This is a genomic window from Stenotrophomonas maltophilia (assembly GCF_047497515.2).
GTDB lineage: Bacteria > Pseudomonadota > Gammaproteobacteria > Xanthomonadales > Xanthomonadaceae > Stenotrophomonas.
This window is the reverse complement of the sequence record NZ_JAXAXL020000003.1, coordinates 236718-252035: the sequence shown is the minus strand read 5'-3', so window position 1 is coordinate 252035 and position 15318 is coordinate 236718. Positions and strand designations below refer to the sequence as shown.

The 15318-nt window shown below is 66.9% G+C and carries 14 protein-coding genes; 4 read left to right on the top strand and 10 right to left on the bottom strand.

The features are described from left to right. Positions 1-87 precede the first annotated feature (87 nt). The 4 genes from hflD to ACMZPQ_RS08055 are packed head-to-tail and all read right to left on the bottom strand — an operon-like array spanning position 88 to position 2774. The gene (hflD, locus tag ACMZPQ_RS08070; RefSeq protein ID WP_032127363.1) at positions 88-702 is read right to left on the bottom strand and encodes a high frequency lysogenization protein HflD; all 615 of its coding nucleotides are present in this window, start codon (positions 700-702) and stop codon (positions 88-90) included. Beyond that, positions 699-1841 carry a tRNA 2-thiouridine(34) synthase MnmA gene (gene mnmA / locus ACMZPQ_RS08065; protein ID WP_197580133.1) on the bottom strand — a complete coding sequence of 381 codons (1143 nt, stop codon included), beginning with the start codon at positions 1839-1841 and terminating at the stop codon, positions 699-701. The genes hflD and mnmA overlap by 4 nt, the downstream gene beginning before the upstream one ends. Beyond that, positions 1838-2299 (bottom strand): NUDIX hydrolase, encoded by a 462-nt coding sequence (locus tag ACMZPQ_RS08060; RefSeq protein ID WP_197580134.1) that lies wholly within the window; start codon positions 2297-2299, stop codon positions 1838-1840. The genes mnmA and ACMZPQ_RS08060 overlap by 4 nt, the downstream gene beginning before the upstream one ends. Position 2300: 1 nt before the next feature. Continuing rightward, on the bottom strand, positions 2301-2774 hold the full coding sequence (locus ACMZPQ_RS08055) for a hypothetical protein (protein WP_197580135.1): 474 nt from the start codon (positions 2772-2774) through the stop codon (positions 2301-2303). Positions 2775-2886: 112 nt separating this feature from the next. Between ACMZPQ_RS08055 and clpS the strand changes: the two genes are divergently transcribed. Continuing rightward, positions 2887-3213 carry an ATP-dependent Clp protease adapter ClpS gene (clpS, locus tag ACMZPQ_RS08050; RefSeq protein WP_006444529.1) on the top strand — a complete coding sequence of 109 codons (327 nt, stop codon included), beginning with the start codon at positions 2887-2889 and terminating at the stop codon, positions 3211-3213. Between the two features lie 251 nt (positions 3214-3464). On the opposite strand, the gene ACMZPQ_RS08045 is transcribed toward clpS, so the two are convergent. Beyond that, entirely contained in the window at positions 3465-4277 is an 813-nt protein-coding gene (locus tag ACMZPQ_RS08045; RefSeq protein ID WP_197580136.1) for an APH(6) family putative aminoglycoside O-phosphotransferase, read from the bottom strand. Positions 4278-4415: 138 nt separating this feature from the next. On the opposite strand from ACMZPQ_RS08045, the gene clpA reads away from it, so the two are divergent. Next, a complete protein-coding gene (clpA, locus tag ACMZPQ_RS08040; protein WP_197580137.1) occupies positions 4416-6701 on the top strand; it encodes an ATP-dependent Clp protease ATP-binding subunit ClpA in 2286 nt (761 codons plus the stop codon). Between the two features lie 73 nt (positions 6702-6774). Here the strand turns inward: clpA and ACMZPQ_RS08035 are convergent, their stop codons facing one another. The 5 genes from ACMZPQ_RS08035 to trxB form a co-directional block, all read right to left on the bottom strand. Continuing rightward, on the bottom strand, positions 6775-7158 hold the full coding sequence (locus tag ACMZPQ_RS08035; protein ID WP_197580138.1) for a hypothetical protein: 384 nt from the start codon (positions 7156-7158) through the stop codon (positions 6775-6777). Between the two features lie 202 nt (positions 7159-7360). Next, a complete protein-coding gene (infA, locus tag ACMZPQ_RS08030; RefSeq protein WP_005409596.1) occupies positions 7361-7579 on the bottom strand; it encodes a translation initiation factor IF-1 in 219 nt (72 codons plus the stop codon). A gap of 86 nt (positions 7580-7665) precedes the next feature. Continuing rightward, positions 7666-8406, bottom strand: a complete 741-nt coding sequence (gene aat, locus ACMZPQ_RS08025; protein ID WP_197580139.1) for a leucyl/phenylalanyl-tRNA--protein transferase — start codon at positions 8404-8406, stop codon at positions 7666-7668. 85 nt (positions 8407-8491) lie between these two features. Next, positions 8492-9616: a GNAT family N-acetyltransferase gene (locus ACMZPQ_RS08020; protein ID WP_197580140.1), complete on the bottom strand. Its 1125-nt coding sequence runs from the start codon at positions 9614-9616 to the stop codon at positions 8492-8494. Between the two features lie 101 nt (positions 9617-9717). Continuing rightward, a complete protein-coding gene (trxB, locus tag ACMZPQ_RS08015; RefSeq protein ID WP_197580141.1) occupies positions 9718-10689 on the bottom strand; it encodes a thioredoxin-disulfide reductase in 972 nt (323 codons plus the stop codon). A 232-nt stretch (positions 10690-10921) separates the two neighbouring features. Here trxB and ACMZPQ_RS08010 point away from each other — a divergent pair, with 232 nt between their 5' ends. Further along, positions 10922-13282, top strand: coding sequence for a DNA translocase FtsK (locus tag ACMZPQ_RS08010; protein ID WP_032127351.1), 2361 nt, complete (start codon positions 10922-10924; stop codon positions 13280-13282). 39 nt (positions 13283-13321) lie between these two features. Then, positions 13322-15265 carry a DUF3857 domain-containing protein gene (locus tag ACMZPQ_RS08005; protein WP_197580142.1) on the top strand — a complete coding sequence of 648 codons (1944 nt, stop codon included), beginning with the start codon at positions 13322-13324 and terminating at the stop codon, positions 15263-15265. Positions 15266-15318: the final 53 nt, after the last annotated feature.

Here is a 15318-nt window from a genome sequence, read left to right as displayed (position 1 = left end):
CATTCTGAATGCGCCGGTTTTCCGGCGCCTTGGTAGCTCAGGGGTCAGGGCCCTTTCCGTGTCGGAAAGGGATCCGACCCCACGACCTCACGCCAGCTGGCGGTCCACGGCCTCGATCATGGCCTTGCGGCTGAACAGGAAGTCCCAGTAGCTGCCACCCAGCTGGCGCCACAGCACCGCCGAGCGCACCGCCGCCAGCAGCAGGGCACGGATCTCGGCGACCACGCCGGCCTGGCCCAGGTAGTGGGGGTTGCCCTGCACCATCACCCGCGGCTTCAGGTGGCTGATGGTGTCGGCATACAGGCCGCCCAGGTTGGCCAGCACGTCCGGGTGGCCACTGTCGCCCAGTTCGACGGCCTGGCGCTGGGCGCGCTCGATTCCCGAGGCGACCTTGTTCACGGTGGCGCCATCCTGAACGAAGCGTCGCTCCAGCTGCAGCACCGACAGTGCCAGCTTGGGCAGGATCGGGTCCTGGCCCTGGCTGCGGAAGTAGTTGTGCAGCAGGCGCAGCCCGGCCTTCAGTGCATGGCGGTCTCCAAACACCTCCTGCGGCGAGGACGCATCGACACGGAACACGCTGTCCACGGCGGTGCGCACGGCGGCGGCGTCGGAATGGCCGGTATCGGCGATACGGCGTACCTGCTGCAGGGCCTGGGCAATGCCGGCCAGGGCCAGGACGCGGTCGTCGACAGTGAAACTCATGCAGCGATTACCTCAAAAGGAGAAGGGGTGGTGCGCAGGCGCTGTTCCAGCGGTGCGTCGGTGGCGGCGATCACCGCGCCACCGAGGCAGACGTCACCGTCGTACAGCACCAGCGACTGGCCCGGGGTGACAGCGCGCTGCGGGCGCGCGAAGGTGACCAGCACGCTGCCGTCGTCCAGTACCTCGACCGTACACGGCTCGTCGGGCTGGCGGTAGCGGGTCTGCGCGGTGCATTCAAAGCGCCGTGCCGGCGGTGAACCGGCAATCCAGTGCGCGGCCTCCGAGCGCAGGCGCTCGGACAGCATCCACGGGCTCTCACGGTCCTGGTCCACGTACAGCACGTTGCTGGCCACGTCCTTGCCGACCACGTACCACGGCGCTGCCGGGCGGCCGCGCACGCCGCCGATGTTCAGGCCCTCGCGCTGGCCCAGGGTGAAATAGAACACGCCCGGGTGCTCGGCGATCACGCTGCCGTCGGCCGGGTCGAGGATCTGGCCGGGCTTGGCCGGCAGGTAGCGGCCGAGGAACTCGCGGAAGTCGCGCTCGCCGATGAAGCAGATGCCGGTGGAGTCCTTCTTGGCGTGGGTCGGCAGGCTCACGTCACGGGCGATCCGGCGCAGGTCGCTCTTTTCCAGGTCGCCGATCGGGAACAGCGTCGCCGCCAGCTGCTCCTGCCCAAGCTGATGCAGGAAATAGCTCTGGTCCTTGGAACGGTCGGCGCCACGCAGCAGCAGCCACTGGCCGCCGCGCCGGGTCACCCGCGCATAGTGGCCGGTGGCGATGCGCTCGGCACCCAGCTCGCGGGCAGCGTCCAGGAAGTGCTTGAACTTCACTTCGCGGTTGCACAGCACGTCCGGGTTCGGCGTGCGTCCGGCGGCGTATTCGGCCAGGAAGTGCTCGAACACGCCCTGCCAGTACTCGCTGGAGAAATCGCGGAAGTGGAACGGGATGCCGAGCAGGCCGCAGACGGCCACCGCATCGCGGCGATCATCCTCGGCGCGGCAATCGCCACTGCCGTCGTCGGCCCAGTTCTGCATGAACAGGCCGGCGACCGCTTCGCCCTGCTGCACCAGCCGCCAGGCGGCGACCGAGGAATCGACGCCACCGGAGACGCCAACCATCACGCGTGGGGTGCTCATGCGACCTCCCGGACCAGCGAAAGCGGGTGGCGCCGGCCACCGAGGTAATCGGCCACCACCTGCCACACCAGCGGGCTGCGCTGGCGCTCACCGGCCGCCTGCAGCTCGGCCGGGGTCAGCCATAGCGCGCGGTCGATGCCGGCGTCCAGTGGCCGCGACGGGTCGTGCGAGAGTGGGCGCGCGGCATAGCAGAAGCGCAGGAAGGCGGTGCCGTCGCCCGCGGTCCATTGGTAGCAGCCGATGAAATGGGTCAGCTGCACCGTCCAGCCGGTTTCCTCGACGGTCTCACGCAGGGCCGCTTCGGCCAGGCTTTCGCCGGGCTCCAGGTGGCCGGCCGGCTGGTTCAGCACCGGGCGGCCATCGATGGTCTCTTCGACCAGCAGCACGCGGCCGCCGTCGACCACCACCGTGGCGACGGTGGCGTGCGGTGCCCAGCGCGGGTCCGGCGTGGCGTTCACTTCAGAACTCGTCCTTCTTGGTCAGTTCCAGTTCCATCGCGTCGGCGGTGCGGATGGCCGCATCGATGGCGTCGCTGAGCTGGTCGGCGGTGGCATCGGCGTCGATCTTCACCACGAACATCGCCGTGGTGTCCTGCTTCACCCAGCCGCCCATCTTGGCATCCTGCGAGTCTTCCAGCAGGCGGTTGGCCACGGCCACGGGGAACTGCTTGGTCTTGGTGCTGTAGCCCGGCGACCAGATCTCACGGATGTTGTGGGTACCGAAGTCCTCCACTGCCGAACGCACGTAGACCATCTGGGTGCGGTCGCCCTCGACATCGAACACCATCCGGTAGTCGCCATCCTCGTCGACTTCGTAGGTGTAACCCAGCTTGTCCAGGTGGCGGGCCACCGCCTTGTCGGCCTCGGTCGCGGCAGTGGCAGAGCCAGCGGCGGCCAGCGCGATCAGCAGGGCAGGCAGAAGGGTCCTTTTCATGAAGATCCTGTGAAGCATATTTGAAAGAAGATGCAATTGTGACGGGGGGCGTCCGTGCCGTCCAATCCGGGTCGGGCCGACGCAGGCCCGGCGCAACCTCTATAATGGGCAGATGCCCCATGAGTCTTCCCCCGATTCCCATCACGAGCACGGCGTTGCCGTGGAGCCCGCGCGCCCGGAAGTGGCGCCGCCGCCGTTCTACCAGGTGATGCTGCTCAACGACGACTACACCCCGATGGATTTCGTGGTGGACGTGCTGCAGCAGTTCTTCAGCATGGACCTGGACAAGGCCACGCAGGTGATGCTGCACGTGCATACCCGCGGCCGCGGGGTGTGCGGGGTGTTCACCCGCGAAGTGGCCGAGACCAAGGTCGCGCAGGTCAACGAGTACTCGCGGATGAACCAGCATCCGTTGCTGTGCACGATGGAAAAGGCCTGACCGGCGACTGATTCTCGTCCGGGCAAATTGATTCCGGACCCGTTGTGCCCACCAAGGTGGGCACCTACCAGGGCGCGGGCCTGTATCGATCCCCGGACGGGGCGTGCCCACCAAGGTGGGCACCTACCAGGGCACGCCTGTATCGATCCCCGGACGGGATGTGCCCACCAAGGTGGGCACCTGCCAGGGCAGAAGCCTGCATCACCGCGGGCGGGGTGTCCCTGCCACGTTGGGCGCCTGCCAAGCGCGGATCACCCATCCGCCAGCGCCTGCAAGGCCATCCGCACCACCGCCTCGTCGATATCGGCCGGGTCGCCGTCATCGCGGAACCACACCGCCGACAACCCCATGCTGGCCGCGATCCAGCGCAGCAGGCGCGTGCGTTCCAGGCCGGCCAGTGCGCCGACCTGCTGCAGGCGGGCGGCAAACCGCTCGGGACGCGTGGCGACGCGGATGCCCGGGCCGCACAGATCCGGGTTGCTGAACAGTGTCGTGTAATCGAAGGCGCGGTCGCCCAGCAGTCGCTTCGGGTCGATCGCCAGCCAGCCGCGCGCCCCGAAATCCAGCACGTTGTCGTGGTGCAGGTCGCCGTGCAGGGGCCGGATCTCCCGTTCGTCCTGCAGCAACCCCTCCGCCAGTGATCTGCACTGTTCCAGCAGTGGCGGCAGCGCGGCCCTTGGCTGCAGCAGGTCGGCGAACCATGTACGCAGGCAGACCAGTTCCGCGGGTGGCGCCCTCCGTGGCTGGTGCAGCCGCTGCAGGACCTGGCACAGGATCGTGGTGCAGGCGTCATCGTCGCCCTTGATCGAGCGTCGCCGCAACGAATCACCGCGGGCGCGCTCGATCAGGATCGCCGGCCCCTCGTGGGCCAGCAGGCGGGCGGCGCCGTCGCCATCCCACCAGCGCAGCAGGCGATGGCTGTTCTGCTCTTCGGTTTCGCTGCTGACCTTCAGCATTGCCGGTGCACCGGCGGCAGTCAGCACCGGCCAGAGCCGGGCATGGGGCGTTTGGATGGTCTCGCCATCACGCTGCAATCGCCAGCGGCTCAGGTAGGGTTCGCTCATGCTGGGTGGGCGGTCCTGGAGTGAATGAAGATCAAGCAATCTGCACTGCTAACGCCATCTGAACGCAGCAATCCGCTAGGGTGATGGAAATCGCGTAGTCAGGCCGCATATTGTCCCTATCTGCCGCCGGAGTAATCCATGTTCAGCAAAGACCTCGAACACACCATCGGCCAGTGCTACAAGCGCGCCCGTGAGGCCCGGCATGAGTTCATGACGGTCGAACACCTGCTGTTGGCACTGCTCGACAACCCGTCCGCCCAGGCCGTCCTGAAGGCTTGTGGGGCCGACGCCGAACGCCTGCGCCAGGAACTGGAGCAGGCCATCGAGGCCTCGGTGTCGCGCCTGGCCGAAGACGACGGCCGCGATACCCAGCCGACCCTGGGCTTCCAGCGCGTGCTGCAGCGGGCCGTTTACCACGTGCAGTCCTCGGGCAAGAAGGAGGTCACCGGCGCCAATGTGCTGGTCGCCATCTTTGGCGAGAAGGACTCCCACGCCGTCTATTACCTCAACCAGCAGGATGTGACCCGGCTGGATGTGGTCAATTACCTGTCCCATGGCATCGCCAAGCTGGGTGAGGAAGGCGAACAACCGTCCTCCTCTTCCGAAGGCGAGAGCCGCATGGAGGGCGGGGAGGGCGAGCCGAAGGGCGATGCCCTGACCGAGTTCGCCAGCAACCTCAACGAGCAGGCCCGGGCCGGGCGCATCGACCCGCTGGTCGGCCGTGCCGACGAGATCGAGCGCACCATCCAGGTCCTGTGCCGCCGTCGCAAGAACAACCCGCTGTACGTGGGCGAGGCGGGTGTTGGCAAGACCGCCATCGCCGAGGGTCTGGCCCGCCGCATCATCGAGGGTTCGGTGCCCGAGGTGCTGGCCGACGCGGTGATCTACTCGCTGGACCTCGGTGCGCTGGTCGCAGGCACCAAGTACCGCGGCGATTTCGAGAAGCGCCTGAAGAGCGTGCTGACCGCGCTGAAGAAGGTTCCCAATGCGGTGCTGTTCATCGACGAGATCCACACCATCATCGGTGCCGGTTCGGCGTCGGGCGGCACCATGGACGCCTCCAACCTGATCAAGCCCGCGCTGGCCTCGGGTGAGCTGCGCTGCATCGGCTCGACCACGTTCCAGGAATACCGCGGCATCTTCGAGAAGGATCGCGCGCTGGCCCGCCGCTTCCAGAAGATCGACATCGTCGAGCCGACCGTGGGCGAGACCTACGAAATCCTGCAGGGTCTGAAGTCCAAGTACGAGGCGCACCACGGGGTGACCTATTCCGACGAAGCGCTGCAGGCCGCAGTCGACTTGTCGGTGAAGCACATCGGCGACCGCCTGCTGCCGGACAAGGCCATCGATGTCATCGACGAGGCCGGCGCCCGCCAGCGGCTGCTGCCGGAAGGCCAGCGCAAGGAGCTGATCGACGTCGAGGAGGTGGAGGCGATCGTCGCCAAGATGGCGCGGATCCCGGCCAAGCAGGTCAGTGCCACCGACAAGGACGTGCTGCAGCACCTGGAGCGCAACCTGAAGATGGTGATCTTCGGCCAGGACCCGGCCATCGGCACCCTGGCGTCGGCCATCAAGCTGGCCCGTTCGGGGCTGGGCAATCCGGAAAAGCCGATCGGCAACTTCCTGTTCGCCGGCCCGACCGGTGTCGGCAAGACCGAGGTCACCAAGCAGCTGGCGCTGCAGCTGGGCATCGAGTTGGTCCGCTTCGACATGTCCGAGTACATGGAGCCGCATTCGATCAGCCGCCTGATCGGTGCGCCCCCGGGTTACGTCGGTTTCGATCAGGGCGGACTGCTGACCGAAAAGATCGTCAAGACCCCGCACTGCGTGCTGCTGCTGGACGAAATCGAGAAGGCGCATCCGGACATCTTCAACATCCTGTTGCAGGTGATGGACCGCGGCGTGCTGACCGACACCAATGGTCGCGAAGCCAACTTCAAGAACGTGGTGCTGGTGATGACCACCAATGCCGGCGCGGCGCAGGCCTCGCGGCGTTCGATCGGCTTTACCAAGCAGGACCATGCCACCGACGCGATGGAGACCATCCGCCGCGCCTTCACCCCGGAGTTCCGCAACCGCCTCGATGCGGTGGTGCAGTTCCAGCCGCTGGGCTTCGAGCACATCCTGCGCGTGGTCGACAAGTTCCTGATCGAGCTGGAGATGCTGCTGCAGGACAAGCACGTCAGCCTGTCGGCCACGCCGACCGCGCGCGACTGGCTGGCCCACCACGGCTTCGACCCGCTGATGGGTGCCCGCCCGATGGCCCGCGTGATCCAGGACAAGATCAAGCGTCCGCTGGCCGACGAGCTGTTGTTCGGCAAGCTGGTCAACGGCGGCAAGGTCAGCATCGATGTACGTGATGACGAGCTGGTGGTCGAAACCCACGCCGAGCCGGAGCGCTTGCTGCCGGCGACGGTGGAGTAAGCCCCCCCCGGGGTACATGCCGGGCGTGACAGGGAACAAGGGCGGCTACGGCCGCCCTTGTTGTTTCTGCCATTCAGCGCCCCTGTTGGGCCAGGCGCTTGAAGGTGGCCGCATCGATCGGCTCGATCCGGGTCACGCCGCAATGGTTGCTGTCGGTGCGCAGCGTGCTGCGCGCATCGCCACAGATCCGTTCGGGGGTGCTGGGCGTGAAGAAGACATAGCTGGCCGAGGCGGCAGCGCCGAGGCACCGCTTCTGCAGGTGGATCCGATAGTGGTTGTCGCCATCGCGCAGCAGCACTTCGCGTTCCGTGCTGGACGGGCGGATATCACGGTTGGCGCCGACGGCGATGCATTCGGTCGGGGCGCTGGGTGTGGTGGCGTCGGTGGCGCGTGCCACCAGGGGGAGGCTGGCCAGCAGAACTGCCGGCAGCAGGACATGCGGGAGCAGGGCGTTCATGATCGGGCGGGGGGTGACGATCCGGACTGGATCGGATCCCACGATGCCGGCGTCGGCGCAAATGCGAATCTGCCGCAAGCAGGGCTGACCGACGCCACGGTGAGTTCGGTCACGATGACCTCCGGCAGGGCCGGATTCCGGGCATGACAAAAGGCCAGCAACGAGGGCTGGCCTTGTCGAAGTGGCGCCAGGCGCCGACCGCTTACTTCATGCGGTAGGTGATACGACCCTTGGTCAGGTCGTACGGGGTCATTTCAACCTTGACCCGGTCACCGGTAAGGATGCGGATGTAGTTCTTGCGCATGCGGCCGGAGATGTGGGCGATGATTTCGTGCCCATTTTCCAGGCGAACGCGGAAAGTGGTGTTCGGCAGCGTCTCGCTGACGGTGCCCTCGAACTCGATGGAATCGTCTTTCGACATGTAGTCCTGTGCGGTTCAGAAAACGGCCACGCTGGGCCTAAGGCGCAGCATTTTACGCGTGACGGGGCCAGCTTGCAAAGTTTGTGTTAACCCTCGGCCAAACGCGTTGCCGGCAGGCGTCCGATGGCCTGGGTCCAGGGGCCTTCACGGCCCTCGCGGCGCACGGCGTGGCGCACGTGGTCGAGGAAGGGCGCGCGCGGCATATGCTCGGCGCCCATCCGCAGCAGGTGCGGGTTCTCCACCTGGGCATCGATCAGTTCCCAGCCCCAGCCGCGCAGGGTCAGCGCCAATGCGGCCAGCGCGATCTTGGAGCCACCGCTGGCGCCGCTGAACATGCTCTCGCCGAAGAACATCGACCCGATGGCCACCCCGTAGATGCCGCCGACCAGCGTCTGCCGATCCCAGACCTCGAAGGAATGAGCGAAGCCGAGATCGTGCAGCTGGCTGTAAGCCTCGACCATCGCCGGGCTGATCCAGGTGCCATCCTGGCCGGGCCGGGGTGCCGCGGCGCAGGCGCGCATCACACGACTGAAGGCGGTGTCGGCGGTGACCTCCCAGGTGCTGCTACGCAGCTGCCGGCGGAAACGGCTGGACAGATGCACGCTGTCGGTGCGGAACACCATGCGTGGGTCCGGCGACCACCACAGGATGGGTTCGCCCTCGCTGAACCACGGAAAGATGCCGCCGGCATACGCATTGAGCAGGCGTGCCGGGTGCAGGTCGCCGCCCACGGCGAGCAGGCCATCAGGCTGGCGCAGCGCGGTCTCGGCCGGAGGGAAGGGCGCGTCCGGCGCATCGGCCAGGCGCCAGGGCAGCGGGCGGGTCATGTGGGTGATTGTAGCGAGCACCGCACCGGTAGCGCCGGGCCATGCCCGGCGGTCGCTTCGGTAGATGCCAACCTTGGTTGGCAGTTCACCCGTCCGCGCGGAATGGGCTATGCCCCAGCAGCTCCTGCCGGTACCGCCGCACGTCGCGCCGCTCCTGCCGGCACCACTCCTGCAGTGCCTCGGCGAAATCCGCATCGGCCACCCAGTGACGGCTGCGCACCACGGTGGGCAGGAAACCCCGGGCCAGCTTGTGTTCGCCCTGTGCGCCGGGCTCGAACCGGGCCACGCTTTCGCGCAGGCAGTACTCGATGCCCTGGTAGTAGCAGGCCTCGAAGTGGAGGCCGGGCAGGGTGGCGCCGCCCCAGTAGCGTCCATACAGGGTGTCGCCGCCGCGCAGGCACAGCGCACCGGCAATCGGCTCGCCGTCGAGCTCGGCCAGGAACAGCACTAGTCCACGCCCCAGTGATATCGCCAGATGGCGCAGGAAGGCCTCGGTCAGCGCCGGCGCGTTGCCGTACTCAAGAAAGGTTTGCAGGTAGAAGCGGTACATCGCCTGCAGATCGGCGCGGCTCGCTTCATCGCCGTGCACCACGCGGAAGGTGATGCCCTGGCGCGCGACCTTGGCGCGCTCCTGGCGGATGTTCTTGCGGTGCTTGTGGTCCATCGCGCCGAGGAACTGCTCGAACGTGGACCAGTCACCCGGGTTCTGCCACTGGAACTGCACATCCTCGCGCAGCAGCCAGTCATCGCCGAACAGTGCCTCATCGCTGGCGGTGTGGAAGTTGATGTGGGCCGATGACACGTCCAGCGCTGGCAGTGCCTCGCGCAATGCCGGCAGCAATGTGGCGCGCCCGGAATCGTGACGGGCCAGCAGCCGAGGGCCAGTGACCGGCGAGTACGGCACCGCGCCCAGCCACTTCGGGTAGTAGCCGCGGCCGTGGCGCGCGTAGGCATTGGCCCAGGCGTGGTCGAACACGAACTCACCATGCGAGTTGGTCTTCAGGTACCCCGGGATGGCGCCCACCAGGCTGTCGCCTTCCCATAGCGTGAAGTGCCGGGGCTGCCAGCCCCAGTCCTCGCGCAGGCACCCGTGTTGTTCCAGCCCACAGAGAAAGGCGTGGCTGACGAAAGGGTTGCGGCCGTCGTGCAGGGCATCCCAATCGGCGGCGGGAATGCACTGCAGGGACTCGATGAAGCGGGCGGAGGGCATGAGGGAAGGATAGGGCAGATGAAACAAAAAGGCCGACGCATGGACGTCGGCCTTTTGCCTGCGTCGAGCATGGCTCGACGCTACAGAGTCCGGTCAGCGTTTCAGCCGGCCTTGCCTTCGGCGTCCAGGAAGCGCTCGGCGTCCAGGGCGGCCATGCAGCCGAAACCGGCCGAGGTGATCGCCTGGCGGTAGTGCTGGTCGGCCACGTCGCCGGCGGCGAACACACCTTCCACCGAGGTCTGGGTGGCGTTGCCGCCCAGGCCCGAGCGGATTTCCAGGTAGCCATTGTTCATGGCCAACTGGCCGTCGAACAGCTGGGTGTTCGGGTGGTGGCCGATGGCCACGAAGAAGCCGTGGGCCTCGATGTCGCGGGTGCTTCCGTCCAGGGTCGACTTCACGCGCACACCGGTCACGCCGGCGTCGTTGCCCAGCACTTCTTCCACCTGGTGGTGCCAGACGGTCTCGATCTTGCCGGCCGCCACCTTGGCGAACAGCTTGTCCTGCATGATCTTTTCCGCCTTCAGGGTGTCGCGGCGGTGGACCAGGTAGACCTTGCGGGCGATGTTGGACAGGTACAGCGCCTCTTCCACGGCGGTGTTGCCGCCACCGACCACGACCACGTCCTGGTCACGATAGAAGAAACCGTCACAGGTGGCGCAGGCGGACACGCCGCGGCCCTTGAACTCGTCCTCGGTCGGGATGCCCAGGTACTTGGCGGTGGCGCCGGTGGCGATGATCAGGGCATCGCAGGTGTATTCGTGGCTGTCACCGATCAGCTTGAACGGGCGCTGGGAGACGTCGGCGGTATGGATGTGGTCGAAGATGACCTCGGTCTCGAAACGCTCGGCGTGGGCCTGCATGCGTGCCATCAGGTCCGGGCCCATCAGGCCGTGGGCGTCACCCGGCCAGTTGTCCACCTCGGTGGTGGTCATCAGCTGGCCACCCTGCTGCAGGCCGGTGATGACGACCGGCTTCAGGTTGGCGCGGGCGGCGTAGACGGCGGCGGTCCAGCCGGCCGGGCCGGAACCGAGGATGACGAGGCGCTGGTGGCGGGAGGGCAGGCTGGTGCTCATGTAGACTCGCGAAAAGGTAGATGGGACAAGGCGCTGGCGATGTTTGCGCAGCATCCGTGGCTGGTCATAGAGTGGCGGCTGGGGCAGGGCGATTCAAGCCGATGAACAGAACGGCGTTGTCCATCGGTTGTTCCGGCCCCCGCGGAACCCGTCAGACGCCGGATAACTGAAAACTGACGCCGTCTCATTTATTATCAATCACTAACAGCGCATTCCAAAGGTATGGTCTAAGGTGGCGAAGCAGGTCCCCGAACGCTCCAAGTCCGACGACAGCAAGGCGTCACGTCGCACGGCCGCGGCGGCGACGACCGACAATCCACGCCGCCAACGCCTCTGGCGCGACCTTGGCCTGATCGCCATCGCGCCGGCGCTGCTGTACCTGGCGGCCAGTCTGTTCACCTATTCAGCCACCGACCCCGGCTGGTCGCATACCGGCAGCGTGGTTGCCCCGGTGCACAACCTCGGTGGCCGCGCCGGCGCCTGGATCGCCGACGTGCTGCTGCAGTTGTTCGGCTATATCGCCTTCCTGCTGCCGGTAGTGCTCGGCGCCCTGGCGTGGATCGCCATGTTCGGGCTGAAGCGCGAGAGCAAGGGCGAGAACGACCTTGACCCTGCACTGCGCCTGGTCGGCCTGGTGGGCTTCCTGATCGCCGGCACGGGGTTCCTGCACGTGCGCCTGTTCAGTGGCGACGTCTCCAGCGCTGGCGGCATTCTCGGCAAGCTGGTCGGCAACTCGCTCACGGTGGGCTTCGGTGCGCTGGGCGCGAACCTGTTCGTGCTGGTGCTGCTGCTGGCCTCGATCACGCTGGCGACGGGGCTGTCCTGGTTCACGGTGATGGAGAAGATCGGCCGCGGCGTGATGTCGCTGGCACCGTTGCTGGCGCGCAAGAAGGAAGAAGTCACCGAGTGGCAGCAGACGCGGGTGATGCGCGAGGAGCGCCAGGAAGTGCGCAAGGCCGATGCCGAGGTGCGCGCCAAGCGCGAGCCGGTGAAGATCGAGCCACGCCCGGAGCCGGTGATCGAGAAGAGTGACCGGGCCAAGCGCGACACGCAGATCCCGATGTTCCGTGGCGTCAATGGCGATGGCTCGGACCTGCCGCCGCTGGCCCTGCTGGACGATCCCAAGCCACAGCCGGTGGGGTATGACAAGGAAACCCTGGACGCGCTGTCGCGGCAGATCGAGTTCAAGCTGAAGGATTTCCGCATCGACGCCCAGGTGGTCGGCGCCAACCCCGGCCCGGTCATCACCCGTTTCGAGATCGAGCCGGCGCCGGGCATCAAGGTCAGCCAGATCAGTTCGCTGGACAAGGACATCGCGCGCGGCCTGTCGGTGAAGTCGGTGCGCGTGGTGGACGTCATTCCGGGCAAATCGGTGATCGGCCTGGAAATCCCCAACGTCACCCGCGAGATGATCTACCTCTCCGAGCTGCTGCGTTCGAAGGAGTACGACAAGTCGGCCAGCGTGCTGACCCTGGCGCTGGGCAAGGACATCGCCGGCCGTTCGACCGTGGCCGACCTGGCGCGCATGCCGCACCTGCTGGTGGCCGGTACCACCGGTTCGGGCAAGTCGGTGGCGGTCAACGCGATGGTGCTGAGCCTGCTGTTCAAGGCCTCGCCGAAAGACCTGCGGATGCTGATGATCGACCCGAAGATGCTCGAACTGAGCGTCTACCAGGGCATCCCGCATCTGCTGGCGCCGGTGGTCACCGACATGAAGGAGGCCGCCAACGGCCTGCGCTGGTGCGTGGCCGAGATGGAGCGCCGCTACAAGCTGATGAGCGCGGTGGGCGTGCGCAACCTGGCCGGCTTCAACAAGAAGGTGAAGGAAGCGCAGGACGCCGGCCAGCCGCTGATGGACCCGCTGTTCAAGCCGAACCCGGAACTGGGCGAGGCGCCGCGCCCGCTGGAGACGCTGCCGTTCATCGTCATCTTCATCGACGAATTCGCCGACATGATGATGATCGTCGGCAAGAAGGTGGAAGAACTGATCGCGCGCCTGGCGCAGAAGGCGCGTGCGGCCGGCATCCACCTGATCCTGGCTACGCAGCGCCCGTCGGTGGACGTGATCACCGGCCTGATCAAGGCCAACATCCCGACCCGCATCGCTTTCCAGGTCAGCTCCAAGATCGACTCGCGCACCATCCTCGACCAGTCCGGTGCGGAAACCCTGCTGGGCCACGGCGACATGCTGTACCTGCCGCCAGGCACCGCCATGCCCGAGCGCGTGCACGGTGCCTTCGTCTCCGACGAGGAAGTGCATCGCGTGGTCGAACACCTCAAGGCGATGGGCCCGGCCGACTACGTCGACGGCGTGCTGGACGAAGTGCAGACGATGGGTGACGGCGTGGTCGTCGGCGCCACCGGCCTGCCCGAGAACAGCTCTGCCGGCGATGAGTCCGACCCGTTGTATGACGAAGCGCTGCGCGTGGTCACCGAGACCCGCCGCGCCTCTATTTCCGGCGTGCAGCGCCGGCTGAAGATCGGCTACAACCGTGCAGCGCGACTGATCGAGGCCATGGAAGCGGCCGGTGTGGTCAGTCCACCCGAGCACAATGGCGACCGCACGGTGCTGGCACCGCCGCCGCCGAAGTAAGACCCGACGTTTCCCCCACGACGTCCAAGGAACCGACGCATGCTTCACCCCGTACCCAGCGCGCTGGCACTGGCGCTGGCAGCCTTCCTGGCTGCCGGCCCGGCACTGGCAGACACCGCCACCTCCGCGCCCGCTACGGCGCCGCCTTCCACCAGCGGCGATACCGAAGCCAGCAACAATTTCAGCATTGTCCGTTACCGCGCCGACTACCAGGTGCGGCCGGATGCGGGCAATGTGCAGACTGAAACCTACGAAGTCCTTCTCAAGACCAAGGCCTCCGTCGAGCAGTTCAGCCAGGTACGACTGAGCTACAGCGAGAAGATGGAGACGCTGGAAGTGCTGGGCGCCTACACCATCACCGCCGACGGCCAGCGCCGCGACGTGCCGGCCGACCGCATCTACACCCAGGAGAGCTACTCCAGCGCTTCGGCGGCAATGTACGCCGACCGCAAGGTGCGGGTGATCGTGTTCCCGAACCTGGCACCGGGCACGCACCTGTACTACCAGGTGCGCCGCACCCAGGCCACGCCTTACTTCCCCGGCTATTTCGGCCTGTGGGAGACCTTCAATGTATTCACCGAGTACGAGGACGCCGAGGTCACCCTGAGTGCGCCGGCCAACCTGCCGATGTTCATCGACAGCCGTGGCGTGCAGGGCAGTGACCGACCGACGGTGAAGAACGGCCAGGCGCAGTGGCGCTGGCGCTACCAGCGTCGCGAGGCGATGCCGGCGCAGAACTGGTCAGCGGCGGGCTGGGAGTTCGGCCCGAACATCATGGCCAGCACCTATCGTGACTGGTCGCAGATGGGCCGCGCGTACCAGCTCAAGGCTGGCCCGGCCGCGCAGGTCACGCCGGAACTGCAGGCGCTGGCCGACCAGGTCACCGCCGGCATCAGCGACCGCCGCGAGCAGGCCGATGCGCTGTACCGCTGGGTGGCGCAGAACATCCGCTATGTGGCCGTGTACCTGGGCAATGGTGGCCTGGAGCCGAACAGCGCGCAGAGCATCCTCGACAACCACTATGGTGACTGCAAGGACCACGTGACGATCCTGGAAGCGCTGCTGGCGGCCAAGGGCATTGCCAGTTCGCCGGTGCTGATCGGCGCCGGTGGCGGCCCGACCCTCCCGAAGATTCCGGTGCTGGGCCGCTTCAACCACGCCATCACCTACATTCCCGAGTTTGATCTGTACCTGGATTCGACCACCGCGTGGGCGCGCTTCGGCCAGCTGCCCGAAGGTGACCTGGGCGCCCCGGTGATGCGCACCCGCGACGCCACGCTGGCGCGCACGCCGGCCAACACGCCGGAGCGCAATGCCACCTCGATGGAAGTGCGCTTCACCTTCGACGCCAATGGCAACCTGCGCGGCGAGACGATTCCGAAGCTGGGCGAGAATGCCGAGATCGGCATGCGCGCGCAGTTTTCTCAGCTCAACGCGCAGAACCGTGCGCGCGCTGAAGAGCAGATCATGGCCGCGTCCGGCTTCGATGGGCGAGGGCAGCTGCAGATCCAGGGCGTGCCGGTCGACCTGACCCGGCCGTTTGGCTACCGCATGGCGTTCCAGGCCGAGGACTACGCCGACTTCAGCGTGGCCGGTGGCATGGCCGTGCCCGATCCGCCGGGCGGCGAGTCGGTGCGCGGTCTGTACGCCACCGCCTCGGCGCCGGCCAACGAGACGCCGTTCTACTGCAATGCCAGCCTGCGCGAGGAAACCTACCGCCTGCAGTTCCCGGCCAATGCGCCGATCATTGCGATCCCGGCCAGCCAGCGCTTCAGCAACACCGCCGGTGAGTACCGGGTGGACTGGAGCCGCGAGGGCCAGGACGTGATCGTGCGCCACCGCCTGCAGCAGAACGCGGTACGTGGGCCGGAGGCGCTGTGCCAACCGCAGGACTACCCGGCGTTCCGCGCGCTGTATCGCGAAGTGCGGCGCGGCTTCCGTGGCCAGGTGCTGTACGGCAAGCTGCCGGGCGCGGGCGGCTGAATCGCCGATGGACGTCCGGGGCGGCATAATGTCGCCCTGATCGCCCATTCATG

Coding starts and splice junctions, on each gene's coding strand:
- hflD (WP_032127363.1), bottom strand. CDS start 702: ATGAGTTTCACTGTCGACGACCGCGTCCTGGCCCTGGCCGGCATTGCC.
- mnmA (WP_197580133.1), bottom strand. CDS start 1,841: ATGAGCACCCCACGCGTGATGGTTGGCGTCTCCGGTGGCGTCGATTCC.
- ACMZPQ_RS08055 (WP_197580135.1), bottom strand. CDS start 2,774: ATGAAAAGGACCCTTCTGCCTGCCCTGCTGATCGCGCTGGCCGCCGCT.
- clpS (WP_006444529.1), top strand. CDS start 2,887: ATGCCCCATGAGTCTTCCCCCGATTCCCATCACGAGCACGGCGTTGCC.
- ACMZPQ_RS08045 (WP_197580136.1), bottom strand. CDS start 4,277: ATGAGCGAACCCTACCTGAGCCGCTGGCGATTGCAGCGTGATGGCGAG.
- clpA (WP_197580137.1), top strand. CDS start 4,416: ATGTTCAGCAAAGACCTCGAACACACCATCGGCCAGTGCTACAAGCGC.
- ACMZPQ_RS08035 (WP_197580138.1), bottom strand. CDS start 7,158: ATGAACGCCCTGCTCCCGCATGTCCTGCTGCCGGCAGTTCTGCTGGCC.
- infA (WP_005409596.1), bottom strand. CDS start 7,579: ATGTCGAAAGACGATTCCATCGAGTTCGAGGGCACCGTCAGCGAGACG.
- aat (WP_197580139.1), bottom strand. CDS start 8,406: ATGACCCGCCCGCTGCCCTGGCGCCTGGCCGATGCGCCGGACGCGCCC.
- ACMZPQ_RS08020 (WP_197580140.1), bottom strand. CDS start 9,616: ATGCCCTCCGCCCGCTTCATCGAGTCCCTGCAGTGCATTCCCGCCGCC.
- trxB (WP_197580141.1), bottom strand. CDS start 10,689: ATGAGCACCAGCCTGCCCTCCCGCCACCAGCGCCTCGTCATCCTCGGT.
- ACMZPQ_RS08005 (WP_197580142.1), top strand. CDS start 13,322: ATGCTTCACCCCGTACCCAGCGCGCTGGCACTGGCGCTGGCAGCCTTC.